This window comes from Microbacterium sp. NPDC080220 (genome assembly GCF_040686395.1).
GTDB classification, from domain to species: Bacteria; Actinomycetota; Actinomycetes; order Actinomycetales; family Microbacteriaceae; genus Microbacterium; species Microbacterium gawkjiense.
This window is the reverse complement of the sequence record NZ_JBFBOP010000003.1, coordinates 161,305-188,255: the sequence shown is the minus strand read 5'-3', so window position 1 is coordinate 188,255 and position 26,951 is coordinate 161,305. Positions and strand designations below refer to the sequence as shown.

Sequence of the window (26,951 nt, the reverse complement as noted above, 5' to 3'; positions counted from 1 at the left end):
CGATTCTACGGCACCGGTTCGCGATCGCCCTGAGCGCCGGGCCGTCTCAACGGAGCCCGAGTTTGCGCAGCACCTTGCCGACCTTGCGGCGGAGGGTCGGCGCCGCGGGCTTCGCCGTGGGACGCGCGCTCTGCGCCGTACGCGCCGTGCGCGCCATGTCGACACCGCCGGGCCGCCGCCGGAAGGACCACGATGTGGCGCCTCCGGGAGCACGGTCTCCGATGCGGAGCTCACGAACGTCGGGGTGCGGTCCGGGGATGCGGAGGAGAGCGTGCCCGTCCTTCACCGTCAGCGTCGCCGCCGTCGCTCGCGGTCCGGCGGCGCCGGCCTTCCACTCGCCCACGGATGCGTCGACGGACCCCGAGCCGTCGTGTCGGCCATCGAGGCTGATCACGAGATCGCCACCCTCCAGAGAAGCAGCCGTCGGGCTGAGCCGCCGAACGGCTTCCTGTTGGCCGTCCGGGATGAGAGTGGCGGCTCCGCCGTCGTTCGGGTAGACGAGGTGAAGGTGGCCGTCGGCGACCGAGACGGACGCGGGGATCGCGGACTTGACGGCGCGTGCAGTCGTCGCGCTGCCGAACCTCGTATGCAGGCGGATGTCCCAGTGGGATCCGCTATCGAGAGGACGACCGAACGCGGCGCGGCGCGGATCGATCGAGAACCTCATCCGGCCGGCAATCCCGACCGTGCCGTCGGGGCGATCCTCGACGCTCACCTCCGAGGTCGTCTCAAGGGCCCAGGCCACCCGCGACTGTCGCGAGTGACCGAATGCCGTGAGCTCGATCGCGTCGATCTCCCGGGTCACGTCGATCGCGTCGCTGGAGACCGCATCGAGGACCTCCTGGGGAAGATCCTTGACGATCCGGCTGCCCATGCGCCGCAGAGCGGGGCGACGGCCCGAGGAATCGGCCCACTCGACGACCCCCTCGACGTGGAGGACGCCATCGCGCCACTGCACCGCGTCGGCACTCCCCCATCCGGGCACAGCGGCATCCAGCGCGCACACCGTCTCGATTAGATCCTGACGACCCGCATGGAGCAGCTCAGCGCGCAACCGACGCGATACGGTGAGCCGACTGTCCAGACGCCGGTAGCCGTAATCGGCCTGCAGGGCAGCCGCGTGCTCGAAGATGAACTTCTTGTTGCGCTCGGATCGCTCGGTGAACTTGAGGTCGAAAGCGCCGACCACGCGCGAGTTGTACTGATGCAACTCGAGCTGTTCGCGCTGCATCCGGTTCTCTTCGCCGGGCAGCGTCTCGACGGTGGCGGAGCAGACGCGACGCAGCCACTCCCAGTAGTCGTCGTTGGACTTCAGGAACGTGGTGGACCCGCTGCCCTCGGTCGTCACCCAGTGGTAGTACGGGACGCTGGCGAGCGAGGACACCACCTTCGCGTCCCGGGCGACCTGGAGGTTGAAGAAGATGTCCTCCCACAGCACCCGCCTCCCCTCGGGGAAACGGATTCCGTGCTGGTCGAGGAACGCCTTCCGGTAGAGCTTGTGGGGATTCATCGGGAGGAGCGGGTGCACGTCCTCGCGCCCCTTCGCCTGGGGGCGATCCACGTCGTAACTTCCGAGCGCCCACCCGGGATCGGTGGTTCGCGACTCCTTGCCGCTGACGACGTCTGCGCGATGGGCTGCGGCGAACTCGTACGCCGCTCGGAGCGCATCCGGGTAGAGCTCGTCGTCGTGGTCCATGAAAGCGACGTACTCGCCCCGAGCGAGGTCGATGCCCACATTCCGGGGCTTCGACGGCCATCCGGAATTTTCGATCGCCTCGACCCGCACGTTGCGGTGCGTGGACTGGAGTCCGCGGAGCCGTTGCAGGGTGTCGTCCGGCGAGCCGTCGTCGACGAAGATCACTTCGAACTCCGACGTCGGCAGGGTCTGCCGATCGAGCGACCCGACGAGCCGGGTCAGTCCCTCGGGAGGTGTCTGGTAGGTGGGCACGACGACCGAGACCTTGATCACCAGGCCATGTTACGGGCGCGGTCCCACGGCTCGCAGGATTTCGGCGTCGGGCGCACGACACCGCTTGTGGAACGATGGGAGCCATGAAGGGCATCATTCTCGCGGGGGGTTCGGGGACGCGGTTGCACCCGATCACGCTCGGTGTGTCGAAGCAGTTGATCCCGGTGTACGACAAGCCGATGATCTACTACCCGTTGTCGACGTTGATGCTCGCCGGCATCCGCGACATCCTCATCATCACGACCCCGCATGATGCGGAGCACTTCCAGCGGTTGCTGGGTGATGGGTCGCAGTTCGGGGTGTCGTTGTCGTTCGCGCAGCAGCCGTCGCCCGATGGTCTCGCGCAGGCGTTCACGATCGGGGCGGACCACATCGGCGACGACAAGGTCGCCCTGGTCCTGGGTGACAACCTGCTGTACGGGCCGGGTCTGGGGTCGCAGCTGGCACGGTTCCGGGATGTCGACGGCGGCGCGGTGTTCGCGTACTACGTCGGGGAGCCCGAGGCATACGGCGTCGTGGAGTTCGACGCCGACGGCCGCGCGATCTCCCTCGAGGAGAAGCCTGCGCAGCCCAAGAGCAACTACGCGGTGCCGGGTCTGTACTTCTACGACAACGACGTCGTCCAGATCGCCCGCGACCTGAAACCCTCCCCGCGCGGGGAGTACGAGATCACGGACGTGAACAAGGCGTACCTGTCGGCCGGCTCCCTGCAGGTGCAGGTGCTGCCGCGCGGGACGGCGTGGCTGGACACGGGCACGTTCGATCAGATGCTGGATGCCGGTGAGTACGTCCGCACCATCGAACGCCGCACCGGGTTGAAGATCGGGGTGCCCGAGGAGGTCGCGTGGCGGCAGGGGTTCCTCACCGACGATCAGCTCCGTGAACGGGCCGAGAAGCTCGTCAAATCCGGGTACGGCACGTACCTTCTCGACATCCTGAACAGGGGCGTGTGACCATGGCACACCTTCTCGTGACCGGCGGCGCCGGTTTCATCGGATCGAACTTCGTCCACCACGTGATCGGGCACACCGACCACACCGTGACGGTGCTCGACAAGCTCACCTACGCCGGCAATGAGGCATCCCTCGCCGGTCTCCCCGAGGACCGGGTCGACCTGGTCGTCGGGGACATCGCCGATGCGGAACTGGTCGACACCCTGTTCCAGAAGGCGGATGCCGTCGTCCACTACGCGGCGGAGTCCCACAACGACAACTCGCTGCACGACCCGCGTCCGTTCCTGGACACGAACATCATCGGCACGTACACGCTGCTCGAGGCGGCACGCCGCCACGACACCCGGCTGCACCACATCTCCACCGACGAGGTGTACGGCGACCTGGAACTCGACGACCCCGCCCGGTTCACCGAGCACACCCCCTACAACCCATCCTCGCCGTACTCGTCGACCAAGGCCGGCAGCGACCTGCTCGTGCGCGCCTGGGTCCGCTCGTTCGGGGTGCGCGCCACGATCAGCAACTGCTCCAACAACTACGGCCCCTACCAGCACGTGGAGAAGTTCATCCCCCGCCAGATCACCAACGTGATCCGCGGCATCCGTCCCAAGCTGTACGGCAAGGGCGAGAACGTCCGCGACTGGATCCACGCCGACGACCACTCCTCGGCCGTCCTCACCATCCTCGACAAGGGCGAGATCGGCGAGACCTACCTCATCGGCGCCGACGGGGAGAAGGACAACAAGACCGTCGTCGAACTCATCCTCGAGCTCATGGGCCAGTCCCCCGACGCCTACGACCACGTCACTGATCGCGCCGGGCACGACCTGCGCTACGCGATCGACTCCACCAAACTCCGCACCGAACTCGGCTGGACCCCGAGCTACCAGGACTTCGAAGCCGGCCTCGCCGCCACCATCGACTGGTACCGCCGCAACGAAGCCTGGTGGGCCCCCGCCAAGGACGGCGTCGAAGCCTTCTACGCCTCGAAGGGCCAGTGAGAGTGACGGACTTCGGCAAAGCGCTGTCGGCCACCGAGACCGGCATCCCCGGACTCGTCATCTGGGACCTCCCCGTCCACGGGGACAGCCGCGGCTGGTTCAAGGAGAACTGGCAGCGCGAGAAGATGACCGCGGCGGGGCTCGCGGACTTCGGTCCCGTGCAGAACAACATCTCGTTCAACGACGCGGTCGGGACGACGCGCGGCATCCACGCGGAACCCTGGGACAAGTGGGTCTCGGTCGCGACGGGCCGGATCTTCGGTGCGTGGGTGGACCTGCGCGAAGGCCCGACGTACGGCACGGTCTTCACGGCCGAGCTCGATCCGTCGCGCGCGATCTTCGTGCCGCGCGGTGTCGGAAACTCCTATCAGACGCTCGAGCCCGACACCGCCTACACGTACCTCGTCAACGACCACTGGTCCCCCGACGCGTCGTACTCCTTCCTGAACCTGGCCGATGAGACGGCGGCGATCGACTGGCCGATCCCGCTGGCCGACGTCGAGATCTCGGCGAAGGACCTGGCCCACCCGCGATTGGCCGACGTCGTGCCGATCCCGCCGAAGAAGACCCTGGTGGTGGGGGCGAACGGACAGCTCGGACGCGCCCTGCGCGCCGCCTACGGCGAAGACGAGAGCGTCGAGTTCGCCGGCCGGCAGGAGCTCGACCTCACCGGCAATCTGCACGCCGCTCGCCGGTGGCGCGACTACGGCACGATCGTGAACGCCGCGGCCTACACGGCCGTCGATGCCGCCGAGACCGACCGCGCCGGCGCGTGGGCGGGGAACGTCGCCTCGGTCGCCCAGCTGGCGCGGATCGCGACGGAGAACGGCATCACCCTGGTCCACGTCTCGAGCGACTACGTCTTCGACGGCACGGCCACGACGCCGTACACCGAGGGCGAGCCTGTCGCTCCCCTCGGTGTCTACGGGCAGACGAAGGCCGCCGCCGACGCGATCGTCGCGACCGTCCCGCGCCACTACATCGTCCGCACGTCCTGGGTGATCGGCGAGGGCAAGAACTTCGTCGGCACGATGGCCTCCCTGGCCGAGCGCGGCATCGCGCCCTCGGTCGTCGACGACCAGATCGGTCGGCTCACGTTCACGGACGACATCGCCGGCGGCATCCGTCACCTGCTCACCAGCGCAGCGCCCTACGGGACCTACAACCTCACCGGCGGGGGCGCTCCGGCGTCATGGGCGGACATCGCCGCCGAGGTCTACGAGCTCACCGGCCACGACCGCACGGCGGTCTCGGGAGTCAGCACCGAGCAGTACTTCGCGAACGCGACCGGCCCCGTCGCGCCGCGCCCGCGATGGTCGGTGCTCGACCTCGGCAAGATCGAGGCGACGGGGTACTCCCCGCGCGACTGGCGGGAGTCGCTGCGCGACCACCTCGGCTGAGCGCGCGCGGCGAGCGGAGCGCTCAGCCCTTCTCGAGCACCTCGAGGGCATCGTCGATCGGTCCGTCGAAGACGACCTTGCCCTTGCGGATGACGACGCCCCGCGAGCACAGGCTCTTCACGATGTTCTTGCTGTGGCTGACGATCATCATCGTCACACCCTTGTCGGCGAGCTCGCGCAGCTTCGCGTCGCACTTCGCGCGGAAGGGTGCGTCACCCACCGAGAGGACCTCGTCGACGAGCAGCACGTCGAGTTCGACGTGGATCGCGACGCTGAACGCGAGACGCATGAACATGCCCGAGGAGTAGTGCTTGACCTCCTGGTCGATGAAGTCGCCGATGCCGCTGAACTCGACGATCTCGTCGTAGCGGGCCTTCGTCTCCTTCTCGGTCATCCCGAGGATGGCCGCGTTGAGGAAGACGTTCTCGCGGCCGGTGAGGTCGGGGTGGAAGCCGGCACCGACCTCGATGAGACCGGCGACACGGCCGCGCGTGAAGACACGGCCTTCGTCGGGCTCGAGGACGCCGGAGACGAGCTTGAGCGTCGTCGACTTGCCCGAACCGTTCAGACCCATGATGGCGACGGACTCGCCCTCGGCGATCTGGAACGAGATGTCATCGAGCGCCTGGAACTGGCGCGAGCGCGTGGACTGCCGCTTGATGACGCTGATGAAGGCGTCCTTCAGGGAGCGGGCGGAGCGCTTGTTGAACCACTTCGAGACGTGCTCGACGATGATGCGGGGCTGGGCTTCGGTGGCGGTAGGGGACATCACAGATCCTGGGCGAAGGTGCGCTCGGCGCGGCGGAAGACGAGCTGGCCGAGGACCAGGGTGACGAGGATGACGCCGACGGATGCCGCGACGTGCCACCCGAACTCCGGCGGCCAGCCGAGGTTGGCGGGCGCGGGCGAGGCCTCGTTCACCACGGGCAGCGCGCCCCAGAACGCGTGGTGGAACATCTCGACGGCCACCGCGAGGGGGTTCGAGATCCAGACGTGGAACAGCCAGCGGAAACCTTCGGTGCGCTCGTAGACCATCGCCCAGGTGTAGAGGACGGGGACCGACCACGTCGCGATCGTCCGGATGATGTCGACCGTGTTGCTCGCGTCGCGGAAGCGCACGTTCAGGGCGGCGAAGAAGAGGCCCAGGCCCGTCACGAAGAGGAGGACCAGCAGCATCCCGAGGAGGACCAACCCGACCGAGGCGAAGCTCGGCAACCACCCGAACAGCAGGCTCACGATGATGAGGACGGCGAGCTGCGGGAGGAAGTGGGTGAAGGCACCGATGATGGCGGCGAGGGGGAACAGCTCGCGCGGCAGGTAGATCTTGCGCACGAGCGCACCGTTCTTGACGATCGACTGCGTCGCTGCACCGAGGGTTTCGTTGAACAGGTTGACGAGGACCAGACCGCTGAACAGGTACAGCGGGAAGGCCGGGACGTTCCGGTGGAGCCCGAGGATCTCTCCGACGACGAGGAAGTAGACGAGGAACTGGATGGTCGGACGGACGTAGGACCAGAACCAGCCGAGCACGGAGTTGCGGTATCGCAGGGCGGTGCTCTTGCCGATCAGCAGCCGGAGCAGGTAGCGGTACTCGAAGACGTCGAGGATGCCGCGTCCACGTCCTGGCGTGTCGAAGGCGCTGTAATCGATCTGTGTCACGGGTTTCCTTGCGAAGGCGGGTGCCGTTCAGGCCGTCGATCATCCTATCCGACGGTTTCTGAGCGGCCCCCGGCTCCGGCGATGGTCCTCAGCGCAGGTAGTCTCCGTGGACCCAGCCGGTCCGCGACCCGTAGGTGACCTTGCGCCACGCGCCCGAGGATCCCGTCACCACCACCTTCTTGCCCTTGGGGATGACGCTGATGATCTTGCCGGAGGTCGATGCGGTCTGCCGGAAGTTGAGGGCGGCGGTCGTCGTCTTCACGGGTCTGGACGGCGCAGCCGACACCTTCTTCAGCTCGGAGTCCCGCATCCACCCCTTCGTCGACCCCGCCGTCACCGCACGCCAGATTCCCCACACATCGTGCACGGTCACCTTCGTACCCGCCGGCAACGTCTTCACGACCTTGCCCGTCGCCGAAGCCGTCAACCGCAACGGCGTCGACGCGATCACCTGCCGGTCCTGACCCGACACACCGCCCGGGTTCTTCGTCGACAGCTTCGACGAGAACACCCACCCCGTCACACCGTCAGCCGTGACCTGCGTCCGATCACCCGACACCGACACCACCGACACCGTCGTGCCCTTGCGCAGCGTCCCCAGAATCGCCGGAGACGACACCGACGGCGTCATGTTCGTCGTCGTCGCCAGATACATCGTCTTCACCGACGGCGCAGCCGACACTTTCTTCAACTCGGAGTCCCGCATCCACCCCTTCGTCGACCCCGCCGTCACCGCGCGCCAGATCCCGAAGGTGTCGTGCACGGTGACCTTCGTACCGGCCTTCAGGGTCGAGAGGACCTTGCCCGAGGCGGATGCCGTCGCCCGCAGCGGCGTGGCCTTGACGACCTGCCGGTCCTGACCGCCGATGGCACCGGGGTTCTTCGTCGACAGCTTCGACGAGAACACCCACCCCGTCATCCCGTCGACCGTGATCTGCGTCCGGTCCCCCGAGACCGAGAGCGCCTTCACCGTCGTGCCCTTGCGGAGCGTCGCCTGAATCGTCGCCGACGACACCGACGGCGTCATGTTCGTCGTCGTCGCCAGATACATCGTCTTCGCCGTCGAGACCGCCTGCAGCTCGGAGTCCCGCATCCACCCCTTCGTCGACCCCGCCGTCACCGCCCGCCAGGCCCCGTAGCCGTCGTAGACGGTGACCTTCGTGCCGGCCTTCAGCGTCGAGAGGACCTTGCCCGAAGCGGATGCCGTCGCCCGCAGGGGCGTGGCGGCGATGCTCTGACGATCCTGCCCCGCCACTCCGCCGGGGTTGGTCGCGACGAGCTTCGCCGTGGTGACCCAGCCGGTCGTCCCGTCGACGACGATCTGCGTGCGGGTGCCGGACACCGACGAGGCGACGACCGCCGTGCCCTTGCGCAGCGTCGCCTGGATGGTTTTCGAGGTCGCCGACGGCGCCACGTTGTCGGGCGTCGAGAGGTACATCGTTTTCGTCACGGCCTGCAGCTCGGAGTCCCGCATCCACCCCTTCGTCGATCCGGCCGTGACGGCGCGCCAGGCACCGAAGGTGTCGTGCACGGTGACTTTCGTACCGGCCTTCAGGGTCGAGAGGACCTTGCCCGAAGCGGATGCCGTCGCCCGCAGCGGCGTGGCCTTGACGACCTGCCGGTCCTGACCGCCGACGGCACCGGGGTTCTTCGTCGACAGCTTCGACGAGAACACCCACCCCGTCATGCCGCCCACGGTGATCTGGGTCCGGTCACCGGACACCGCCAGGGTCGTGACCGTCGAGCCCTTGCGCAGCGTCGCCTGGATCGTCGCCGACGACACTGACGGCGTCATGTTCGTCGTCGTCGCGAGGTACATCGTCTTGGCCGGCGGCTTCTCCTCGACCGTCATGTAGTCGCTGTGCGACCAGTACGTCGAACCCGCCACCTGGATGCGCCACCACGCGCCGTAGATCCCGGTGCGCTCGTACTTCTGCCCGGCCGTGATCCAGCGGAAGCCGGTCGCGCAGTCGAGCGAGGGAGCCTTGCGGGCTCGCAGGTTCTCCGAGACGACGGTGATCGTCCCACCGGCCTTCGTGACGCTCGACTCCGCGGGCACGGCGCACGGGTTGCCGGCCGGCGTGCCGCTCGCGATCGAGAGCGCCGACTTCGCGATCCACATCGACGTCGAGCCGACGGTCGCCCGCGCCCACGACCCGTACGTGCCGGTCACCGTCACCTTCGCGGACTTCGCCACGCTGCTCGAGCCCGCCGCACACAGCGTGCTGGGAGCCTTGCGCGCCGTCGTGGCGGCCGTGACGGTCGCCACGGAAGACGCCGGGACGATGTCAGCGGCCTTCGGCGCCGTGCACACGTCCACCCGGGCAGCCGCCCCGGACCCCCAGCGGTTCACCTCCGGGGCGAACCACTGCACGTAATAGTTGTAGAAGTTGCGGTTGCCGTAGCTCGAGCACCCGTCGCCGGTGGCGTAACCGGCCGCCAGCGCCGCCATGTTCGGACGGTACGGCGTGTAGATGTACAGGTTGGCGGTCGCCTGGTTCTTGATGAGGACCTTCGACGTCCCGCAGGCGCTGTTGGGGTGCCACTTGACCGTGGCCACCTGGCCCTTGCGGTACCCGTACTTCGTGGGGTTGTTCGCGTACACCTGCTGCTGCCGCGCGCCGAGATAGACCTGGTTGAAGAACCCCGCGGATGCCGCGCTGCACGGCGCCGTGTCGGGGCAGTTCATGCCCATCGCCGCCCGATAGCTCCACTCGCTCGGCTTCGTGGAGGTGACCAGGCCCTGTTCCTTCTGGAGCATGACGAGGATGACCTTGGGGTTGAGGCCGCAGGCCTTCCCGACGGTCACGATGATCTCGGCGGCGCGCACCTTGGTCTTCTTGGGGATGGCCGCGCAATAGGCATCCTTCGCCTTCGCGGGGATGTCGGCGGTGAAGTTCCGCAGGCAGGTCGGTCCGCTCGTGGCCTTGCAGGACGGCACCCGCGCTTCGAGGAAGGTCTGCGCCTGAGCCGCAGTCATCGAGCCGCCGTTGAAGTACTCGGCGTCGCTGATGATGAACCCGCCGTCCTCGATGGTGGACGGGAGCCGGGGGTCCGCCGCGGTCGCCGTCGACGCGGGCGCGACGGCCATCAGGACACTCAACGACAGCACGGTCGCCAACAGAATCGCAAGGCTCCGCAGGGGTCGACGGGGCACGGAAACTGAGAGGCGCATGTGAACAGTGTTACTGAAGTCGCGTCCTGTTACCAGTCGAGGCTGGATATCCGTTGTGCGACACGCCGACGCCCGGCGTTCGGACGACCTCAGAGTTCGGCGTGGAGCTGCCAGACGCGCTCCGCCGCGCCCGCCCAACTGAACGCCCGCCCACGATCGGCGGACAGGACGGCGAGTCGTTCGACCGCGGAGGTCGACGCCAGCGTCGCGGCGAGCTCGTCCCCCAGCGATCCGGCGTCGCCCGGCGCGAAGGTCGCCCCGTCCAGCAGGAGTTCGCGGTGCGTCGCGCTGTCGGCGGCCACGATGGGCACCCCCAGCCGGAGCGCATCCAGCGTCCGCCAGGGGAAGGCGGTGCTGTCCGACGGCGCGAGGAGGGCCACGGCGCCGGCGAGGACCGCGGCGCGATCGGGCGCCTCGAGGTGACCGCGCACGTGCACCCGTCGCTCGGGCAGGCCCGCCGCGGCGGCGAGCTCGGCGATCGCGGGTTCCTGACCGTCGGGCGCGTCGATCACGACGACGGCCGTGTCCCGTCCGGAGGTCGCGACGGCCTCGAAACCGGTGCGCAGGCGGTCGGATGCCGCCGACGACCCCGACAGCAAGACGTACCCTTCGGGTAGGCCGAGGTCGCGCCGACGCCCGATCTCGTCACTGGGGACGCGGAGGGCGCTCTCGGGAGCCCCGGCGATCACCCGGATCCGGTCCCCGAGGGGCGCCAGCTCGGCGACCCGGTGGGCGAGCTCGTGCGTCGGCACCACGACGGCGTCGGCGTGCCGGACGGCCCGGCGCAGCATGGCGCGGGCCCAGGCGGCATCCGTCCGCGGCACCTCGTCGGGGTGATCCCACGGACGGACGTCCCACAGGGTCACGACCGTCTGGTCATGGTCGTGGACGCGGTCGTGGCGCACGAGCGGCGCCGCGAGCGTCGCCGAGTGGATGAGGCCGTCGCCGGCGCCCGCGCGGAGTCCGCGCCGCCACAGGGCCGCGGCGGCGGCGGAGCCGACCGGGAGGCGATCGGCGGCCGCCACACCCTGCGCGGCCAAGGTGTCGTCCCCCGCGTCGCCGGGGACGATCGCGCGCACCTCGCACCCGCTGGGCGCCGTCGCCACGAGCGCGGCGGCCAGCTCCCGGGAGGCGGTCGCGAGGTCGGGCCCGGTGCCGGGAGCGGACGGGTCGAACACGACCCGCAGTGTGGTCGTCATCGGAACTCCCCCTGTGCGCTCACGGCGCGGTCGTCGGTGTCGGCGTCGGCGGATGCAGGAGCGCCTGGACCTCGCCGCGGATCTTCGCCCAGTCCTCGGCCGTGGGGTCCTCCGGATCGATGCCGACCCCCTTCGGCGTCAGCTCGAGGTCCTGGACCTCCTGGTCCTTCGCCTTCACGCCGAGATCGACGAGGAAGGGGAGCAGGGAGTCCGGGATGTCGGTCTGCACGAGGTTCTTGCCCGCCGCGACGACCTCGCTGAAGCGGGTCGCGACCGTCGACGGGGTCGCCTGGGCGAGGATCGCGGTCTGGAGCTCCCGCTGGCGCCGCATCCGGTCCCAGTCGCTGGTCGTGTACCGCGATCGCGCGTACCACTGCGCGGTCTCGCCGTCCATGACCTGGGTGCCCTTCTCGATCCATCCGGTCGCCCATTCCTCGGCGGACTGACCCTCGAAGCGCGGGCCGGGGCCTTCGGGGAGGCGTTCCTTGACCGTGATCTTCACGCCGCCGAGCGCGTCGACGAGGTCGGCGAACCCGTGCATGTCGATGAAGACGTGGTACGGGATCTCGATGCCGAGGATCCCCTCCGCGGCGTCCTTCGTCGCTTCGACGGCCGGTGTCGAATTCTGCGCGGCGGCATCGGGGTAGAGGCTCGCCCCGCGATCCTCGCGGCACACCTCGACGGCGTTCATGAGCTGGTTGATGCCCGACGACCACCCGCACGTCGACGAGGTGTGGCCCTCGAACCCGTCGGGGTACAGGTCGCGCATCGGTCCGTCCGAGAAGGGGACGTGGCGGAGGTCGCGCGGGATGCCGAAGATCGTCACCGCGCCGGAGTCCGCGTTCACCGACACCACCGAGATGCTGTCGAAGCGCATGGAGTCGCGTCCCTGCCCGCTGTCGGCACCGAGCAGGAGGAAGTTGTAGTAGCCGTCCGACGGGGGCACGCTCGGGCCGGAGGCGAAGATCGACAGCCCGGAGCGCAGCGGCGCGACGACCGACTGGGCCGTGTACGCGGCCGCCGAGGCGGGGACGAGCGCGAGGACCAGCGCGACGATCGACACGGCGGCGCGGGTGCGTCCGGGCACACGCCGCAGGCGGGCGAGCCGGAGCGTGTCGATCGTCAGCACGACCCACAGCGCGGCGTACGCCCAGAGCAGCACCTGCGCGAGGGTCAGCGTCCACCACGATGCGACGAGGGTCGTCAGCATCGAGCGCCACATCAGCGCCAGGAGCACCGTCGTGAAGAGGAACACCCACATGACGATCGTCGAGATGAGACCGACGCGGCCCAGGCGTCGACCACCCGCGAGGATCTGCGCGGACCCGGGAAGGAGGAAGTTGGATGCCACGAGCCACCACGCACGCCGCGACATCACACCGGGGGCCGAAGCGTCCGGGTTCCGGAGCGGACGCTCCTCGACGAGCGCGCGGGCCGATGAGGACGACGCCCGCGGCGGGCTCAGGACGCTCATCGGCGTACCCCGACCGGGTGGCCGGTCACAGGGAGTCCTTCAGGCGGCGGTTCTTCTCCTCGACCTGCACTTCGAGGTCGGCGGCGTAGGCGGCGACGCGGTCGGCGACCTCGGGATCGGCCGAGCCGAGCAGGCGCGCGGCGAGCAGGCCCGCGTTCTTCGCCCCGTTGATCGACACCGTCGCGACGGGGATGCCGGCGGGCATCTGCACGATGCTCAGCAGGGAGTCGAGGCCGTCAAGGGTGGACAGCTGCACCGGGACGCCGATGACCGGGAGCGTCGTGACCGAGGCGAGCATGCCCGGCAGGTGCGCCGCGCCGCCGGCACCGGCGATGATCGCGCGCAGGCCGCGCCCACGCGCCTCGCGGCCGTAGCGCAGCAGCTTGTCGGGCGTGCGGTGGGCGGACACCACCTCGACCTCGTGAGGGATGCCGAAGTCGGTCAGCGCCTGCGACGCGTCGGACATCACACGCCAGTCCGAATCGGATCCCATCACGACGCCGATGAGCGGAGCGGTCGATGAGTGCAGGGGGCTGTTCACCCGATCAAGGCTAGGCGCGCGAGCCTGAAGAACGCCGGAACGGCACGGGTCAATCGAGGAAGAACGACGCCGCCGCGCGGGCTTCGTAGACGACCGTGTCGAGGTCGTCCCCGGCCACGTTGACGTGCCCGACCTTGCGCCCGGGGCGCGGGTCCTTCCCGTACGTGTGGACCTTCGCCGAGGGGTGCGCGGCGAGCGCGTCAGGGAGCCGCTCACCGAGGGTCCCCTCAGCCGGGCCGCCGAGGATGTTGACCATCACGGCGTGCGGTGCGCGCATCGCGGTGTCGCCCAGCGGCAGGTCGAGGACGGCTCGCAGGTGCTGCTCGAACTGGCTCGTGATCGAGCCGTCCTGGGTCCAGTGCCCGCTGTTGTGCGGACGCATGGCGAGCTCGTTCACGAGCAGCCGCTCATCGCCGGTCTGGAACAGTTCGACGGCGAGCATGCCCGTCACCCCGAGGCCCGTGGCGATCGCCTCGCCGATCTCGGCGGCGACGTCCGCGAGGCGGCCGGCGGAGTGCGGTGCCGGCGCGATCGCCTCGGCGCACACGCCGCCCTGCTGCACCGTCTCGACGACCGGGTAGACCAGGAGTTCGCCCGAGGGACGGCGGGCGACCTGCTGGGCGAGCTCGCGGGTGAAGGGGACGAGTTCCTCGGCGAGCAGTGCCGCTCCGTCCGCCAGGCCGTCAAGCCAGTCGGTGGCCTCGGCGGAGGAGGAGACGACGCGCACACCCTTGCCGTCGTATCCGCCGCGCGGCGTCTTCACGACGGCGCGGCCGCCGTGGTCGGCGATGAAGGCGTCGAGGGCCGCGGCATCCGTCACGGCAGCCCAGTCGGGCTGCGGCAGACCGAGCTCGGCGAGCTTCGTGCGCATGTCGATCTTGTCCTGCGCGTAGGCGAGGGCGTCGGGACCGGGGTGGACGGCGACACCGGCGTCCACGAGGCCGCGCAGCACGTCCTGCGGGACGTGCTCGTGGTCGAAGGTGAGGACGTCGACGTCCTTCGCGAACGCGAGGACGGTGTCGAGGTCGCGGTAGTCGCCGACCGCGGTCGCCGCGAGACCGGCGGACATCCCGGGTTCCTCTGCGAGGACCCGGACGCCGAGTCCCAGTTCCACAGCGGGCGCGATCATCATCCGCGCGAGCTGACCGCCTCCGACGATTCCGACCTGCAGTGCCATGCGTCTCCTCCCGACCCCGACATTCTCGCGCATCCGGGCGGGCGCCCGCAGACGCTCAGTCGTCCGTCGCGATGACCGGGACGCTGTGCGAGTCGCGGTGGGCGAGGATCTGGCTGACTTCGACCTGGTCCGACAGCGTCTCGTGCACGAGACGGACCGAGGGGACATCGACGAGCCGCACCGGTTCGTCGACCCCGTTGGCGAGGATCAGGGTGCCGCTCCCCCACAGCCGCTGCACCGGACCCCGCCGTTCGGAGATGGTGTAGCCGCGGGCGTGCGAGATGTCGACGCGGCGACGCTGGACGAGACCCGTCCGCTCGATGACGCGCCGCGTGGTCACGGTGTAGGTGTGCGACAACCACCGTAGATAGGGCACGGCTGCGAGCAGCAGCACCACGAGCCCGGCGGCGGCCCACAGCATCCAGTCCCCCCACGGCGACGGGAGGTTGCCGCTGACGTAGCCCGTCGTCCCCGCCACGGCGATGAGCACGATCGCAGGCCACAGCAGTCGGCGTCCGTGCCGACGGAAGCGCGCGATCACGAGCTCGGGTGCGGCGGCACCCGGAGCGGGCGTCCGCGGACGACCCGGATACGCGGTCGGCTGGCTCACGGGACCATCATGGCGCGACGACGGATGCCGGGTGCGCCGACGCGCCCACCGTCACCGGACGTGCACGACGTCGCCGGCGGACACGACGTGCGCGACGCCCGCGGCCTCGACCACCAGCCGCCCCTCATCGTCGATGCCGGTCGCCCTGCCGATGAGGGAGGAACCGTCGGGAAGGGAGACGGAGACGTCGCTGCCGACAGTCGCGCACGCGTCGCGGACCGCCTTCGTCGCAAGGCCCGCGGCGGTGCCGCCCGCGGCGAGGTCGGCGATCCCGTCGCGGAGTCTCGTGAGGTAGTCCGCGAGCAGCTGATCCTCGTCGGCGGTGCGGCCGAGTGCCGCGAACGAGGTGGCGGTCGGCACCGGCAGTTCCGCGGCGGTCATCCGGGTGTTGACGCCCGCTCCCACCACGACGGCGTGCGGATCGCCGGGCATGACCTCGGCGAGGATGCCGCAGATCTTGAGGCCCCCGACGAGGACGTCGTTCGGCCACTTGAGTCCGACCTCGCGGTCCTCCAGCTGCGCCCGGACGGCCGCGGTCATCGCCGCGCCCGCGATGAGGGGGATCCACCCCCGCTGCGCGACGGGGACCGCCTCGACCCGCAGCAGGACCGACACCGCGAGCGCGGAATCCGGCGGCGTGACCCACGTGCGGTCGAGGCGACCGCGGCCGGCCGTCTGGTCGCGGGTCACCACGGCGGAGAGGTGCGGATGACCGTCGGGGTCGTCGAAGGCGTCCTTCAGGAGCTTCTTGTTGGTCGAGTCGACGCTCGGGGCGACGTGGAGGCGGGGGCTGACCGCGGCGGCGCGGGGATAACCGTTCTCGGGGATCGACATGCCGCCCACCCTAGACGCGGCCGCGTCGAGCGCCGGGCGGCTTGACAGCCGACATCCTGAGGGATGCCACAGCGGATCCGCGCGGCGATTGTCGCCGGTATCCAACGCCGCCGGGACCGCGCTCGCTAGGGTGGAACGCGTGACCGATCAGCCCGACCTCTTCACGACCGCCGGCAAGATCGCCGACCTCCGTGCCCGCTACGAAGAAGCCGTCGTCTCCGCCGAGGAGACCGCCCGCGCCAAGCAGGGCGCGAAGGGGAAGCTCACCGCCCGCCAGCGGATCGAACTGCTCGTCGACCCGGGCTCCTTCGTCGAACTCGACGAGTACGTCCGGCACCGGACGACCGCCTTCGGCATGGACCGCTCCCGCCCGTACGGCGATTCGGTCGTCACGGGGACCGGCACGATCCACGGCCGCACGGTCGCGGTGTACTCGCAGGACTTCACGACCTTCGGCGGATCGCTCGGCGAGGTGGCCGGCGAGAAGATCATCAAGGTCATGGAGTTGGCGCTGCGCAGCGGCATCCCGGTCATCGGCATCCTCGACTCCGGCGGCGCGCGCATCCAGGAGGGTGTGGTCGCGCTCGGCAAGTACGGCGAGATCTTCCGCCTGAACACCGCGGCATCGGGCGTCATCCCGCAGATCTCGCTGATCATGGGACCCGCCGCCGGCGGCGCTGTCTACTCCCCCGCCCTCACCGACTTCGTGATCATGGTCGACAAGACGAGCCAGATGTTCGTCACCGGCCCCGATGTCATCAAGACCGTCACCGGCGAGGACGTCGGCATGGAGGAGCTCGGCGGCGCGCACACCCACAACACCCGCTCGGGCGTCGCGCACTACCTCGCCGAGGATGAGGACGACGCGATCGACTACGCGCGCACCCTCATCAGCTTCCTGCCCGACAACAACATGTCGGATGCCCCGAGCTACGAGTCCGGCTTCGAGTTCGAGACGACCGACTCCGATCGCGTCCTCAACACGATCATCCCGGACTCCCCCAACCAGCCCTACGACATCCACGAGGTCATCTCGCACATCGTCGACGCGGGCGACTTCCTCGAGGTGCAGCCGCTGTTCGCGCCGAACATCGTCATCGGCTTCGGTCGCATCGAGGGGCGGACGGTCGGCATCATCGCGAACCAGCCGTCGCAGATGGCGGGGACGCTCAACATCGACGCGGGCGAGAAGGCGAGTCGGTTCGTCCGGTTCTGCGACGCGTTCTCGATCCCGATCCTCACCCTCGTCGACGTCCCCGGCTACCTCCCCGGCACCGACCAGGAGTGGACCGGCGTCATCCGTCGCGGCGCGAAGCTGCTCTACGCCTACGCGGAGGCGACCGTCCCGCTCGTCACCGTGATCCTCCGCAAGGCCTACGGCGGCGCGTACATCGTGATGGGCTCCAAGCAGCTCGGCGCCGACATCAACCTCGCGTGGCCGACCGCCGAGATCGCCGTCATGGGTGGTCAGGGTGCGGTCAACATCCTGTACCGCGGCGAGATCAAGCGCGCCGAGGAAGCCGGCGAGGACGTCGCCGCCGTGCGCACCCGCCTCGCCAACGAGTACACGTACAACGTCGCGTCCCCCTTCCTCGCCGCCGAACGCGGTGAGCTCGACGGGATCATCGAGCCGGCGCAGACCCGCGTCGCCGTCGCGAAGGCGCTGCGCGCCCTCCGCGGCAAGCGGGCGAGCCAGCCGGCCAAGAAGCACGGGAACATCCCGCTGTGAGCGAGTCGGACGACGCACGCCCGGATGCGGCGCACCTCCACGTGCGGCGCGGTTCGGCGACTCCCGAGGAGATCGCCGCGGTGATCGCCGTCGTCAGCGAGTCGCTCGCGCAGGAGGCGAGCACCGCGGTCGCGGACGAGCCGGCCGTGTCGGCCTGGCGGATCTCGGCCCGCGGCGTCGGGAACGATCTGCGTCGCGACGTGCCGTGGGGCCGGTGGGCGGGCTGACGCCCGATTTGTCCCCCAAAGTACCTACAGACACGCTTTTCGCGATCAGAGAGACTAATAGCGCTGGAACGCTTCTGCGTTCTGTCGATCCGTATCCCTCAGAGCGCGGATCGGCATGTGCGGGTCGGTTTTCGGGTAACCACTCGCATGGCGAGGGGCGGGCGGCTTCGCCGCCCCTCGCCTCTTCTTTTCGGCGCGTCCTCCCGGCGCGGTGCCGTCAGGACGCCGGGCGATCGACCACCGGTCGCGGATGGGCGATCTCGTGCCAGAGATCGACGACCTCGTCGCCGTCCGGGTCGTCGCGTCGGCGGGACCGGCCCACGACCGTGACCGCGACGCGAGGGTGCGGCGACGTGCGGATGTAGATCCGCTCCGACGAGGCGCCGCGGAGGGCGTCGGCGAGCTCGGCCCGGATGCGATCGAGCGCGGCCGGGCCGGCGGCATCCAATCCCCCCTCATCGAGGACGGTGACGGTGCTGCCGCGCAGCCGCGCCTCCTGCAGCCGCGCACGCACGGCCTCGTCGAGCAGGCGCGGCCCGCGCAGCTCGTCACGCAGGGATCCCTCCGCCAGCCGCGCCCGCTCGCGCTCGTCGGGCTCGAGGTCGCCGTCGGACTCGATCGTGCGGATGAGGATGGGGCCGGCGACGGCGAGTGCCTGCTGCACGCGGACGCGACGCTCCCGTCGACGGCCCTCCTGGCTCGCGAGCCACTCGAAGGAGCGGCGCTGGATGCCGGTGAGTTCCGCCGTGTCGACGGCCGCCCGGTCGACCAATCGCGTCAGGAGCTGCGCGGCGACGACCCAGACGGCGGCGCCGACGAGTCCGAGGGCGAGGGAATCGAAGATGCCGATCCAGAACGACGACGACACCCCGAGCAGGACCACACCGATCCACGCCACGAGCGGTCGGCGCCGGACGACGACGACCGTCAGGAGCGCCCCGATGCCGCCGAGGCTCCACGTGGCGAAGGTCGCGCGACGGAGGTCCTCGCCGACCGCCGCCCAGGTCGCGAACGGCACGACGACCGCTGTGCCGAGGACCAGCAGGCACAGCCACAGCGGCAGCGAGGCACCGCGCGGAAGGCCGTCCGCGTCCGCCGCGACCGGAGCCGTCGCCGTCGGAGCCGACCGCGGCGTGAAGCCCCAGAACACGCAGAGCCAGGTGGTGACGAGGTACAGCGACAGGGCGGCGATGAACAGCGCCGGCTGCGCCACCGGCGCGGTCCACACGAGTCCGCCGACGGCGAGGTAGGCGGTGAAGACGACCGCGACGATCGAGAGTCCCGTCTGGACGCGCACGTTCATCGCGGGTACTCCCAGCGCAGTTCGGCCACGGTGCCCCGGCGCGAGCTGCGCACGAGCGCCTGCCCGCCCACCGCCGCGGTGCGGGCGACGATCGAGCCGCTGATGCCCAGGCGGTCCTCGGGGACGGCTTGGACGTCGAAGCCCGTGCCCGCGTCGACGACCCGGACGATGACCCGACGGTCGTCGGCGCTCACGTCGACGTACAGTCCGACCGCGTCGGCGTGTTCGACGGCGTTGACGATCGCCTGATCGGCAGCGAGGACGAGGGCGCGTGCGACCCGTCCCGGAAGCCGCGGAGCCCGCGGATCGACGGTGACGCGCAGGTCGAGGTCGAGATCGTGTTCCGCGGCCGCCCGGCGCAACCCGTCGACGATGAACGCCGGGTCGACCGGCTCGTCCGGGCCCTCCTCGGCTTCCCGGTCGGCGTTCGCGAGGCGGGTGAGCGCGTCACGTGCCATGCCCACGGCGAGATCGCGCTCGCGCGGCGTCGAGGCGCGCTCGGCGGCGATGAGCGCGGCGAGCACGCTGTCGTGCATGAGGGCGGCGACCGAGATCCGCTCCTGCTCCACCGCGTCGGCGGCGGCCGCCGCCGCGTACGAACGGACCGCTTCCTCGCGGGTGCGATCGAGGCGCTCGGCGAGCAGGCGCAGCATCCACCCGATCATGATCATGACGACGGCGAGGATGATCGCGTAGACCACCTGACGCGAGACGAGGATGACGCTCGCGCCGTCGACCCCGATCTGGATCAGTCGGACGACCCCGTAGAGGACCGGGACGAGGCCGCACCACACGTACTGCAACCACAGCGGGAAGACGAGGGCGGTCGCCACCGTCGCGACGTTGAGGAGGTACCAGATCCAGGGCTCCGCCGCCGCGCCGCCCTCCCGCCCCGCGGTCGCGAGCGGCCAGACGACCAGGACGAGCGGGAACACGATCGCGAAGACGGCGGCGGGCGCCCGGTAGAAGCGTCCGGCGACGCCGGCGGCGATCATGAGCGCCAGCGGGCCGAAGGTGACGACGCTGAGCACGAGGTTCCACGTCGGCGTCTCCTGCGTGGAACCGATCGCGTGGAACAGGGACTGGAAGCCCAGGATGGCGCATCCCACCGAGACGACGAGCGCGAGGATGCGCTCGACCCTCTCGCGGGAGAAGAAGGTCGAGTCGGGCGGGATCGTCAGCGTTCCCGCCGGTGCGACCTCAGCTGCCACCGGGTTCCTCCGCGACCAGGCCGTCCTCCATCGCGCGCCGCAGCAGATCCACCTTGGTGGGGGCGGGCCGACCGACCTCCACGTACTTCACGCGGACGCGGGTGATGTTCTCCTTCGCCGTCGAGTAGGCCACCCCGAGTCGCTCGGCGACCGTCTTGAGGGGCAGACCGGCGGCGTACAGACGCAGCACGTCGCGCTCGCGCGAGGAGAGCTGCGCGTCGGCGAAGGCCCGGTCGCCGTCGACGGCGGACGCCCACTCGACGTTGTCGAGCGCATGACCGCGGGCGACCGTGTCGATCGCCGCGATGACGTCGTCGATGCGCGACGCCTTGCTCACCACGCCCGCAGCCCCCGCGACCAGCGCCTCGCGGACGGCGGCCGGGCGATCGGCCACGCTGTGGATGATGACCGGCGAGCCGTCGTGGACGAGGCGGGTCACGTTCTCGGTCACGGTGGCCCCGTCCCCGAGCATGAGGTCGAGGACGACGACGTCCGCGGGGTTCTCCTGCGTGAGCGTCCGCCAATCGAGGTAGGCGGCCACGCTGTCGCCCGAGAAGACGACGCGCAGGTGGTCCGTGCGGCTGCACGCGGCCTCGAGGCCGAGACGCACGGATTCGTGGTCGTCGATCAAGGCGACGCGGATCATGCGCTCACCCTAGCCGTCACCGCGTCAACACGGCGATCGCCTCGACGTGGTGCGAGTGCGGGAAGAGGTCGAAGGCCCGCACCGCGGGCGTCGTGTATCGGTGCGCGGCGAAGGTGCCGAGGTCGCGGGCGAGGGCGACGGGGTCGCACGCGACGTAGACGATGCGCGCCGGTGAGAGGTCGACGAGCTGTTCGACGACGTCGCGTCCGGCGCCGGCGCGGGGCGGGTCGAGGACCACGGTGCCGCGCGCGAGCCGGGCGCGCTGCGCGGGGGTGGCCGTCTGGACGAGGTTTCCGAGCCACCGGTCGACCCGGCCGGTCTCCGCGCGGGCTCCGATCCACGCGGCGAGGTTCACCCCCGCGTGCTCGGTCGCGCGGGCGTCGGACTCCACCGAGGTGATCCGGGTGGCGGGACCGCCGACATCGGCGACGGATGCGGCGAGCAGCCCGACCCCGCCGTAGAGATCGAGGTGCCATCCGTCGGGGTCGACGGCATCCGCGACGGCGTCGGCGACCGCGTCGTGCAGGGTGCCGGCGGCGAGGCGGTGGACCTGCCAGAAGCCGCCCGCATCGACGCGGAACTCCCGGTCGCCGACGGTCTCGACCACGACCTCCCGGGCCGCGGGGTCGACCGGCGCCGGGCGCCGGGAACGGCCGGGCTCGGCACGCGGGATGACGCGCACGCGTCCGTCGCCGGGCTGCACGAGGTCGAGGCGGCCGGCGGAGCCGCCGCGCCGACGGCTCGCCGCGCGTGCGATGCCCGCGGTCGCGAGTGGCAGGTCGTCGACGGGGATGACGCGGTGGCTGCGGGCCGCGAACGGGCCGATGCGTCCCTCGTCGTCGACGTGCAGGCTGACCCGGGTGCGCCATCCCGTGCCATCGGAGGATTCCTCGACGAGACGGTCGCCGCGCATCTGCGGGAGGGGCGGCTCGATCGTGACGGGAGCGGTCGACCCGGCGAAGCGGGACAGCGCGTCGCGAAGCACATCCGCCTTCAGTTCGCGCTGATGGGCGAGGGCGATGTGACCGAAGTCCGCACCGCCGGGCCGGGCGTCGGGAGGCATGCTGACATCGGCGGGCGCCCACACATGCGGACGGCGGTGGGGCGAGGCATCCAACACCTCCACCGTGTCGCCCCGCCAGAACGACGCCTTGCGCGTGTCGGTGAGTGCGACGCGCACCCGCTCGCCGGGGATCGCGTCCGAGACGAACACGACACGGTTCTCGTGCCGGGCGACGAACACACCGCCGTGCGCGACGGCGGTGATCTCGAGGTCGAGGAGGTCTCCCGGTTGCATGCTCCGATGCTGTCACACCGGGTCGCCGCGGACCGTCATCGACTCCCGCCCGCGCGGCTACCGTGGTCGGTATGCGCGTGTGCCTCGCCTCCACCTCCCCCGCCCGTCTGATGCTGCTGCGCCAGGTCGGCATCGAGCCGACCACCCGCTCACCGCAGGTCGACGAGGAGGCCGTGATCGCGGCGGTCGAGGCGGCGCAGGCCCGCACGCTGCCGTCGGAGGAACACGTGCTCCTCCTCGCCCGACGCAAGGCGGCCGACGTCGCGGCGACCGTCGCCGCGGAAGGTTTCGAGGGCCTCGTCGTCGGCGGCGACTCGATGTTCGAACTCGACGGCGAGATCCTCGGCAAGCCCTACACACCCGAGGCGGCGCGCGCCCGGTGGCAGTCCATGCGGGGCCGCACCGGCGTGCTTCACTCGGGGCACAGCGTGTTCCTCGTCCGCCCGGGCGCTGACCCCGTCGAGGCCCATGCGGTGGCCGCCGCGTCCGTGACCTTCGCGGCGGATGTGACGGATGCCGAGATCGACGCGTACGTGGCGACCGGTGAGCCCCTGCTGGTGGCGGGCGCCTTCACCGTCGACAGCCTCGGCGGCGCGTTCATCGAGCGGGTCGAAGGCGATCCGTCGACGGTGGTCGGGATGTCGTTGTCGACCCTGCGCCGACTCGTCCGCGAGCTCGGGGTCGAGTGGACGACGCTGTGGAACTCCGCGGGCGGCGGCACCGCGGCATCCGCTTAGTGGGATCCGCGACACGAAACCCCGATGATCTTGTGCGAGTGATCCAAAGGAGCGGCCTCACTCGTGGGTAGGCTCGAAGCCATGCCTGAGAGCGTGACCACCGGAATCTCGAAAGTGCTGATCGCCAACCGAGGCGAGATCGCGGTGCGCATCATCCGCGCCGCACGCGACTCGGGGAAGTCGTCGGTGGCGGTCTACGCCGACCAGGACCGCGATGCGATGCACGCGCGGCTGGCTGATGAGGCGTACGGCCTCGGCGGCTCGACGAGCGCCGACACCTACCTCTCCATCGAGAAGATCCTCTCGGTCGCGCGCCGCTCGGGCGCCGACGCCGTCCACCCGGGCTACGGCTTCCTCGCCGAGAACGCCGACTTCGCCCGCGCCGTGATCGGCGCGGGGCTCGTCTGGATCGGCCCCTCCCCCGAGGCCATCGAGGCGCTCGGAGACAAGGTCACCGCCCGCCACGTCGCCGAGAAGGTCGGCGCCCCGCTCGCCCCGGGCACGCCGGGGCCGGTCGAGGGCGCCGACGAGGTCGTCGCCTTCGCGCGCGAGTTCGGCCTTCCCATCGCGATCAAGGCCGCGTACGGCGGCGGCGGACGCGGCCTCAAGGTCGCGCGCGAGTTCGACGAGGTCGAGGAGCTCTTCGAATCGGCGACCCGCGAGGCGATCGCGGCGTTCGGTCGCGGCGAGTGCTTCGTCGAGAAGTACCTCGACAAGCCGCGCCACGTCGAGACGCAGTGCCTCGCGGATGCCGCGGGCAACGTCGTCGTGGTCTCGACCCGCGACTGCTCGCTGCAGCGCCGGCACCAGAAGCTCGTCGAAGAGGCTCCCGCGCCGTTCCTCACCGCCGAGCAGAACGAGACCTTGTACTCCGCGTCGAAGGCCATCCTCACGGAGGTCGGCTACGTCGGGGCCGGCACGTGCGAGTTCCTCATCGGCGCCGACGGGACGATCTCGTTCCTCGAAGTGAACACCCGTCTGCAGGTCGAGCACCCGGTCTCGGAGGAGGTCACCGGCATCGACCTCGTCCGTGAGCAGTTCCGCATCGCCGAGGGCGGCACGCTCGACTACGCCGACCCCGAGCCGGTCGGGCACTCGTTCGAGTTCCGCATCAACGGCGAGGACCCGGGCCGCGGCTTCCTGCCCGCCCCCGGCGACATCCACGTGTTCAAGACCTTCGGCGGACCGGGCGTGCGCCTGGACTCCGGTGTCACCGCCGGCGATAGCGTCTCGGGCGCCTTCGACTCGCTCCTGGGCAAGCTCATCGTCACGGGACGCACGCGCGATGAGGCCCTCGAGCGGTCGCGCCGCGCCCTCGACGAGTTCGAGGTGGCCGGGATGCCGACGGTGCTGCCCTTCCACCGGAAGGTCGTCCGCGACCCCGCCTTCACGGCCGAGGACGGCACGTTCGGCGTCTTCACCCGCTGGATCGAGACCGAGTTCCACAACGACATCCCCGCATGGGACGGCGAGGCGGGTCCCGCCGCCGAACCCGAGGGCCGCCACACCGTCGTCGTGGAGGTGTCGGGCAAGCGCCTCGAGGTGAGCCTGCCGGACCGACTGACCCACGCACCCGCCGCCGTCGGACGCCCCGTCGCCGTGCCCCCGTCGCGCCGCTCGCACGCCGCGAGTGCTGTCTCGGGCGCGAGCGGCGACGCCGTCGCGTCGCCCATGCAGGCCACCGTCGTCAAGATCACCGTCGAGGAGGGGCAGCAGGTCGTCAAGGGCGACCTCGTCGTCGTCCTCGAGGCGATGAAGATGGAGCAGCCCATTCAGGCGCACAAGGACGGCGTGGTCGGCGCGATCAACGCGCAGGCCGGCACGACCGTGTCGGCAGGGCATCAGCTGCTCACGATCTCCTGATCCTGTCGGGCGAAACGGAGCGCCCCCTAGGGTGTGGGCATGAGGACTCTGCGTGCGCCGGTGATCGCGGTCTCCGCACTCGCGCTCCTCCTCACCGGATGCTCCGCCACGCCGACCGTCGACGTCGACGCCGCGGGTGCGTGGTTGGACGCCGTCGGCGATGATCCCCTCGCCGACGGCGCTGCCAGCCTGGGGATGAAGGTCGGCCCGGGGAGCTCGGGCGAAGTGAGGGCGGACTTCACGACATCGGTGGGGATCATCGGAGCGGATGCCCGGTGCTACGGCGGCGACGACGTGACCGCCGACGTCACGGTGAACGTGATGACCGCGGACGGCGGGCAGATGACGATCACGAATCAGATCGTCTGCGACACCGAGCCGCACCGCATCCCGTTCAATGGCTCGTCGGCGCGGGCCGTCTCGGCGTCGGGGACCGCGCCGGTGCCGACCTACCTGTATGTGACCGCGATCGCCGTCGGCTGAGGCGCGCGGATCAGCTGTAGGTGTCCTCGTCCCGGGCGACCTGGTGCATCGCGCGGGTCGCGTCGGTGATGCTGCCCGCGAGCGACGGGAACACGGCGAACACGCGGGAGAGCTGATCGACCGTGAGGCGCCGCTCGACGGCGATGGCGATCGGGTAGATCAGCTCGGAGGCGCGCGGGGCGACGATGACGCCGCCGATGACGGTGCCCGACCCCTCTCGGGCGATGATCTTCACGAACCCGTCCTTGACGCCCATCATCTTCGCGCGCGCGTTGGCGGCCAGCGGGAGCTTGTGGACCGTGCCGTTGATCGCGCCGGACTCGATGTCGCGCTCCTGGCGTCCGACGGTCGCGATCTCGGGCGCCGTGAAGATGTTCGCCGTGACGCGGTGCTTCTCGAGCGGGATGACGGTGTCGCCGAGCGCGTGGAAGACCGCCATGCGCCCCTGCATGGCGGCGACCGAGGCGAGCGGGAGGAACGTCGTGCAGTCGCCCGCGGCGTAGATGTTCGGCACCGACGTTCGCGCGACGCGGTTGACCTGGATGTGACCCGAGCCGGTGAGCTGGACCCCGGCATCCTCCAGTCCGATACCGGCGGTGTTCGGGATCGAACCGACGGCCATGAGGCAGTGGCTGCCCTCGACGGTGCGGCCGTCGGACAGCGTCGCGACCACGCCGTCCTTCGTGCGCTCCACCTTCTCGGCGCGAGACTTCGACAGCACCTCCATGCCGCCGCGGGTGAACACCTTCTCGATGACGGCCGCCGCGTCGGAGTCCTCACCGGGGAGGACCTGGTCGCGGCTCGAGATCAGCGTCACCTTCGACCCGAGGTTCATGTAGGCGCCGGCGAACTCCGCGCCCGTGACGCCGGACCCCACGACGATCAGGTGCTCGGGCAGCGACGACATGTTGTAGAGCTGCGTCCAGGTCAGGATGCGCTCCCCGTCGGGCTTCGCGCTGTCGAGCTCCCGCGGCGAGGCGCCCACCGAGACCACGAGCGTGTCGGCTTCGATCCGGTCGAAGTCGGTGCCGCCGGGGCCGGTCGAGACGACGACGGCGTGCGTCCCGTCGAGGCGGCCATGGCCGGAGATGATGCGGACCCCGGCATCCACCAGCTGCGCGCGCTGGTCGTCGGACTGCTGACGCGCCAGGGACAGGAGCCGCTTGTTGACCGCCCCGAGGTTGATGGCGATCTCGGGCTTGAGCGGCTTGCCGCTGTCGCCCCGGGCGAACAGCTGCACCCCGAGATCGGAGGCGCCGCGGATGGCGACGGCGGCGTCGGCGGTGGCGATGAGGGTCTTGGAGGGGACGACATCCGTGATGACCGCGGATCCCCCGATGCCCGCGCGCTCGACGAGCGTCACCTCGGCGCCCAGCTGGGCCGCTGCGAGAGCCGCCTCGTATCCGCCGGGGCCGCCGCCGATGATCGCGACGCTCTGGGTGGTCTCGAAGCTCACAGACATG

The 26,951-nt window shown here is 70.3% G+C and carries 23 protein-coding genes; 8 read left to right on the top strand and 15 right to left on the bottom strand.

What is annotated here, in order from left to right; translation table 11 throughout:
- Nucleotides 1-46: 46 nt before the first annotated feature.
- The gene (locus AB0P29_RS06750) at nucleotides 47-1,969 is read right to left on the bottom strand and encodes a glycosyltransferase (protein WP_363379168.1); all 1,923 of its coding nucleotides are present in this window, start codon (nucleotides 1,967-1,969) and stop codon (nucleotides 47-49) included.
- 83 nt (nucleotides 1,970-2,052) lie between these two features.
- Here AB0P29_RS06750 and rfbA point away from each other — a divergent pair, with 83 nt between their 5' ends.
- Genes rfbA through AB0P29_RS06735 form a run of 3 tightly spaced genes read left to right on the top strand, consistent with a single transcriptional unit; the run spans nucleotide 2,053 to nucleotide 5,323 of the window.
- A complete protein-coding gene (gene rfbA / locus AB0P29_RS06745; protein WP_363379167.1) occupies nucleotides 2,053-2,922 on the top strand; it encodes a glucose-1-phosphate thymidylyltransferase RfbA in 870 nt (289 codons plus the stop codon).
- Between the two features lie 2 nt (nucleotides 2,923-2,924).
- On the top strand, nucleotides 2,925-3,923 hold the full coding sequence (gene rfbB, locus AB0P29_RS06740) for a dTDP-glucose 4,6-dehydratase (protein ID WP_311862935.1): 999 nt from the start codon (nucleotides 2,925-2,927) through the stop codon (nucleotides 3,921-3,923).
- Nucleotides 3,920-5,323, top strand: coding sequence for a bifunctional dTDP-4-dehydrorhamnose 3,5-epimerase family protein/NAD(P)-dependent oxidoreductase (locus AB0P29_RS06735; RefSeq protein WP_363379166.1), 1,404 nt, complete (start codon nucleotides 3,920-3,922; stop codon nucleotides 5,321-5,323). The genes rfbB and AB0P29_RS06735 overlap by 4 nt, the downstream gene beginning before the upstream one ends.
- A gap of 22 nt (nucleotides 5,324-5,345) precedes the next feature.
- On the opposite strand, the gene AB0P29_RS06730 is transcribed toward AB0P29_RS06735, so the two are convergent.
- The 9 genes from AB0P29_RS06730 to AB0P29_RS06690 all read right to left on the bottom strand — a co-directional run bounded on the left by AB0P29_RS06730 (nucleotide 5,346) and on the right by AB0P29_RS06690 (nucleotide 15,992).
- Nucleotides 5,346-6,095, bottom strand: coding sequence for an ABC transporter ATP-binding protein (locus AB0P29_RS06730; protein WP_253035217.1), 750 nt, complete (start codon nucleotides 6,093-6,095; stop codon nucleotides 5,346-5,348).
- Nucleotides 6,092-6,982, bottom strand: a complete 891-nt coding sequence (locus tag AB0P29_RS06725; protein WP_363379165.1) for an ABC transporter permease — start codon at nucleotides 6,980-6,982, stop codon at nucleotides 6,092-6,094. The genes AB0P29_RS06730 and AB0P29_RS06725 overlap by 4 nt, the downstream gene beginning before the upstream one ends.
- Nucleotides 6,983-7,070: 88 nt before the next feature.
- Entirely contained in the window at nucleotides 7,071-10,073 is a 3,003-nt protein-coding gene (locus AB0P29_RS06720; RefSeq protein ID WP_363379164.1) for an SH3 domain-containing protein, read from the bottom strand.
- Between the two features lie 173 nt (nucleotides 10,074-10,246).
- A complete protein-coding gene (locus AB0P29_RS06715; RefSeq protein ID WP_363379163.1) occupies nucleotides 10,247-11,356 on the bottom strand; it encodes a glycosyltransferase in 1,110 nt (369 codons plus the stop codon).
- Nucleotides 11,357-11,375: 19 nt separating this feature from the next.
- Nucleotides 11,376-12,830 (bottom strand): LCP family protein, encoded by a 1,455-nt coding sequence (locus AB0P29_RS06710; RefSeq protein ID WP_363379162.1) that lies wholly within the window; start codon nucleotides 12,828-12,830, stop codon nucleotides 11,376-11,378.
- Nucleotides 12,831-12,855: 25 nt separating this feature from the next.
- Nucleotides 12,856-13,323, bottom strand: a complete 468-nt coding sequence (gene purE / locus AB0P29_RS06705; RefSeq protein ID WP_363379293.1) for a 5-(carboxyamino)imidazole ribonucleotide mutase — start codon at nucleotides 13,321-13,323, stop codon at nucleotides 12,856-12,858.
- A 97-nt stretch (nucleotides 13,324-13,420) separates the two neighbouring features.
- Nucleotides 13,421-14,548: a 5-(carboxyamino)imidazole ribonucleotide synthase gene (locus AB0P29_RS06700; protein ID WP_363379161.1), complete on the bottom strand. Its 1,128-nt coding sequence runs from the start codon at nucleotides 14,546-14,548 to the stop codon at nucleotides 13,421-13,423.
- 55 nt (nucleotides 14,549-14,603) lie between these two features.
- A complete protein-coding gene (locus AB0P29_RS06695) occupies nucleotides 14,604-15,158 on the bottom strand; it encodes a PH domain-containing protein (RefSeq protein ID WP_363379160.1) in 555 nt (184 codons plus the stop codon).
- 51 nt (nucleotides 15,159-15,209) lie between these two features.
- Nucleotides 15,210-15,992 carry a biotin--[acetyl-CoA-carboxylase] ligase gene (locus AB0P29_RS06690; RefSeq protein WP_363379159.1) on the bottom strand — a complete coding sequence of 261 codons (783 nt, stop codon included), beginning with the start codon at nucleotides 15,990-15,992 and terminating at the stop codon, nucleotides 15,210-15,212.
- Between the two features lie 130 nt (nucleotides 15,993-16,122).
- Between AB0P29_RS06690 and AB0P29_RS06685 the strand changes: the two genes are divergently transcribed.
- Nucleotides 16,123-17,721, top strand: a complete 1,599-nt coding sequence (locus tag AB0P29_RS06685; protein ID WP_363379158.1) for an acyl-CoA carboxylase subunit beta — start codon at nucleotides 16,123-16,125, stop codon at nucleotides 17,719-17,721.
- On the top strand, nucleotides 17,718-17,948 hold the full coding sequence (locus AB0P29_RS06680; protein WP_363379157.1) for an acyl-CoA carboxylase subunit epsilon: 231 nt from the start codon (nucleotides 17,718-17,720) through the stop codon (nucleotides 17,946-17,948). Before AB0P29_RS06685 ends, AB0P29_RS06680 begins: the two co-directional genes overlap by 4 nt.
- 217 nt (nucleotides 17,949-18,165) lie before the next feature.
- Here the strand turns inward: AB0P29_RS06680 and AB0P29_RS06675 are convergent, their stop codons facing one another.
- From AB0P29_RS06675 to AB0P29_RS06660, 4 genes are read right to left on the bottom strand one after another with little or no spacing between them, the layout of a single operon-like run.
- The gene (locus AB0P29_RS06675; protein ID WP_311284317.1) at nucleotides 18,166-19,251 is read right to left on the bottom strand and encodes a hypothetical protein; all 1,086 of its coding nucleotides are present in this window, start codon (nucleotides 19,249-19,251) and stop codon (nucleotides 18,166-18,168) included.
- A complete protein-coding gene (locus tag AB0P29_RS06670) occupies nucleotides 19,248-20,462 on the bottom strand; it encodes an ATP-binding protein (RefSeq protein ID WP_253036100.1) in 1,215 nt (404 codons plus the stop codon). The genes AB0P29_RS06675 and AB0P29_RS06670 overlap by 4 nt, the downstream gene beginning before the upstream one ends.
- On the bottom strand, nucleotides 20,452-21,108 hold the full coding sequence (locus AB0P29_RS06665; RefSeq protein ID WP_363379156.1) for a response regulator transcription factor: 657 nt from the start codon (nucleotides 21,106-21,108) through the stop codon (nucleotides 20,452-20,454). The genes AB0P29_RS06670 and AB0P29_RS06665 overlap by 11 nt, the downstream gene beginning before the upstream one ends.
- Before the next feature lie 16 nt (nucleotides 21,109-21,124).
- Nucleotides 21,125-22,405 carry a TRAM domain-containing protein gene (locus AB0P29_RS06660; RefSeq protein WP_363379155.1) on the bottom strand — a complete coding sequence of 427 codons (1,281 nt, stop codon included), beginning with the start codon at nucleotides 22,403-22,405 and terminating at the stop codon, nucleotides 21,125-21,127.
- Between the two features lie 71 nt (nucleotides 22,406-22,476).
- On the opposite strand from AB0P29_RS06660, the gene AB0P29_RS06655 reads away from it, so the two are divergent.
- The 3 genes from AB0P29_RS06655 (at nucleotide 22,477) to AB0P29_RS06645 (ending at nucleotide 25,488) form a co-directional block, all read left to right on the top strand.
- Nucleotides 22,477-23,142 carry a Maf family protein gene (locus AB0P29_RS06655; RefSeq protein WP_363379154.1) on the top strand — a complete coding sequence of 222 codons (666 nt, stop codon included), beginning with the start codon at nucleotides 22,477-22,479 and terminating at the stop codon, nucleotides 23,140-23,142.
- A gap of 81 nt (nucleotides 23,143-23,223) precedes the next feature.
- The gene (locus AB0P29_RS06650; protein WP_363379153.1) at nucleotides 23,224-25,005 is read left to right on the top strand and encodes a biotin carboxylase N-terminal domain-containing protein; all 1,782 of its coding nucleotides are present in this window, start codon (nucleotides 23,224-23,226) and stop codon (nucleotides 25,003-25,005) included.
- 39 nt (nucleotides 25,006-25,044) lie between these two features.
- Nucleotides 25,045-25,488, top strand: coding sequence for a hypothetical protein (locus AB0P29_RS06645; protein ID WP_363379152.1), 444 nt, complete (start codon nucleotides 25,045-25,047; stop codon nucleotides 25,486-25,488).
- Between the two features lie 10 nt (nucleotides 25,489-25,498).
- On the opposite strand, the gene AB0P29_RS06640 is transcribed toward AB0P29_RS06645, so the two are convergent.
- A complete protein-coding gene (locus tag AB0P29_RS06640) occupies nucleotides 25,499-26,950 on the bottom strand; it encodes an NAD(P)H-quinone dehydrogenase (RefSeq protein WP_217531070.1) in 1,452 nt (483 codons plus the stop codon).
- Between the last annotated feature and the right edge of the window lies 1 nt (nucleotide 26,951).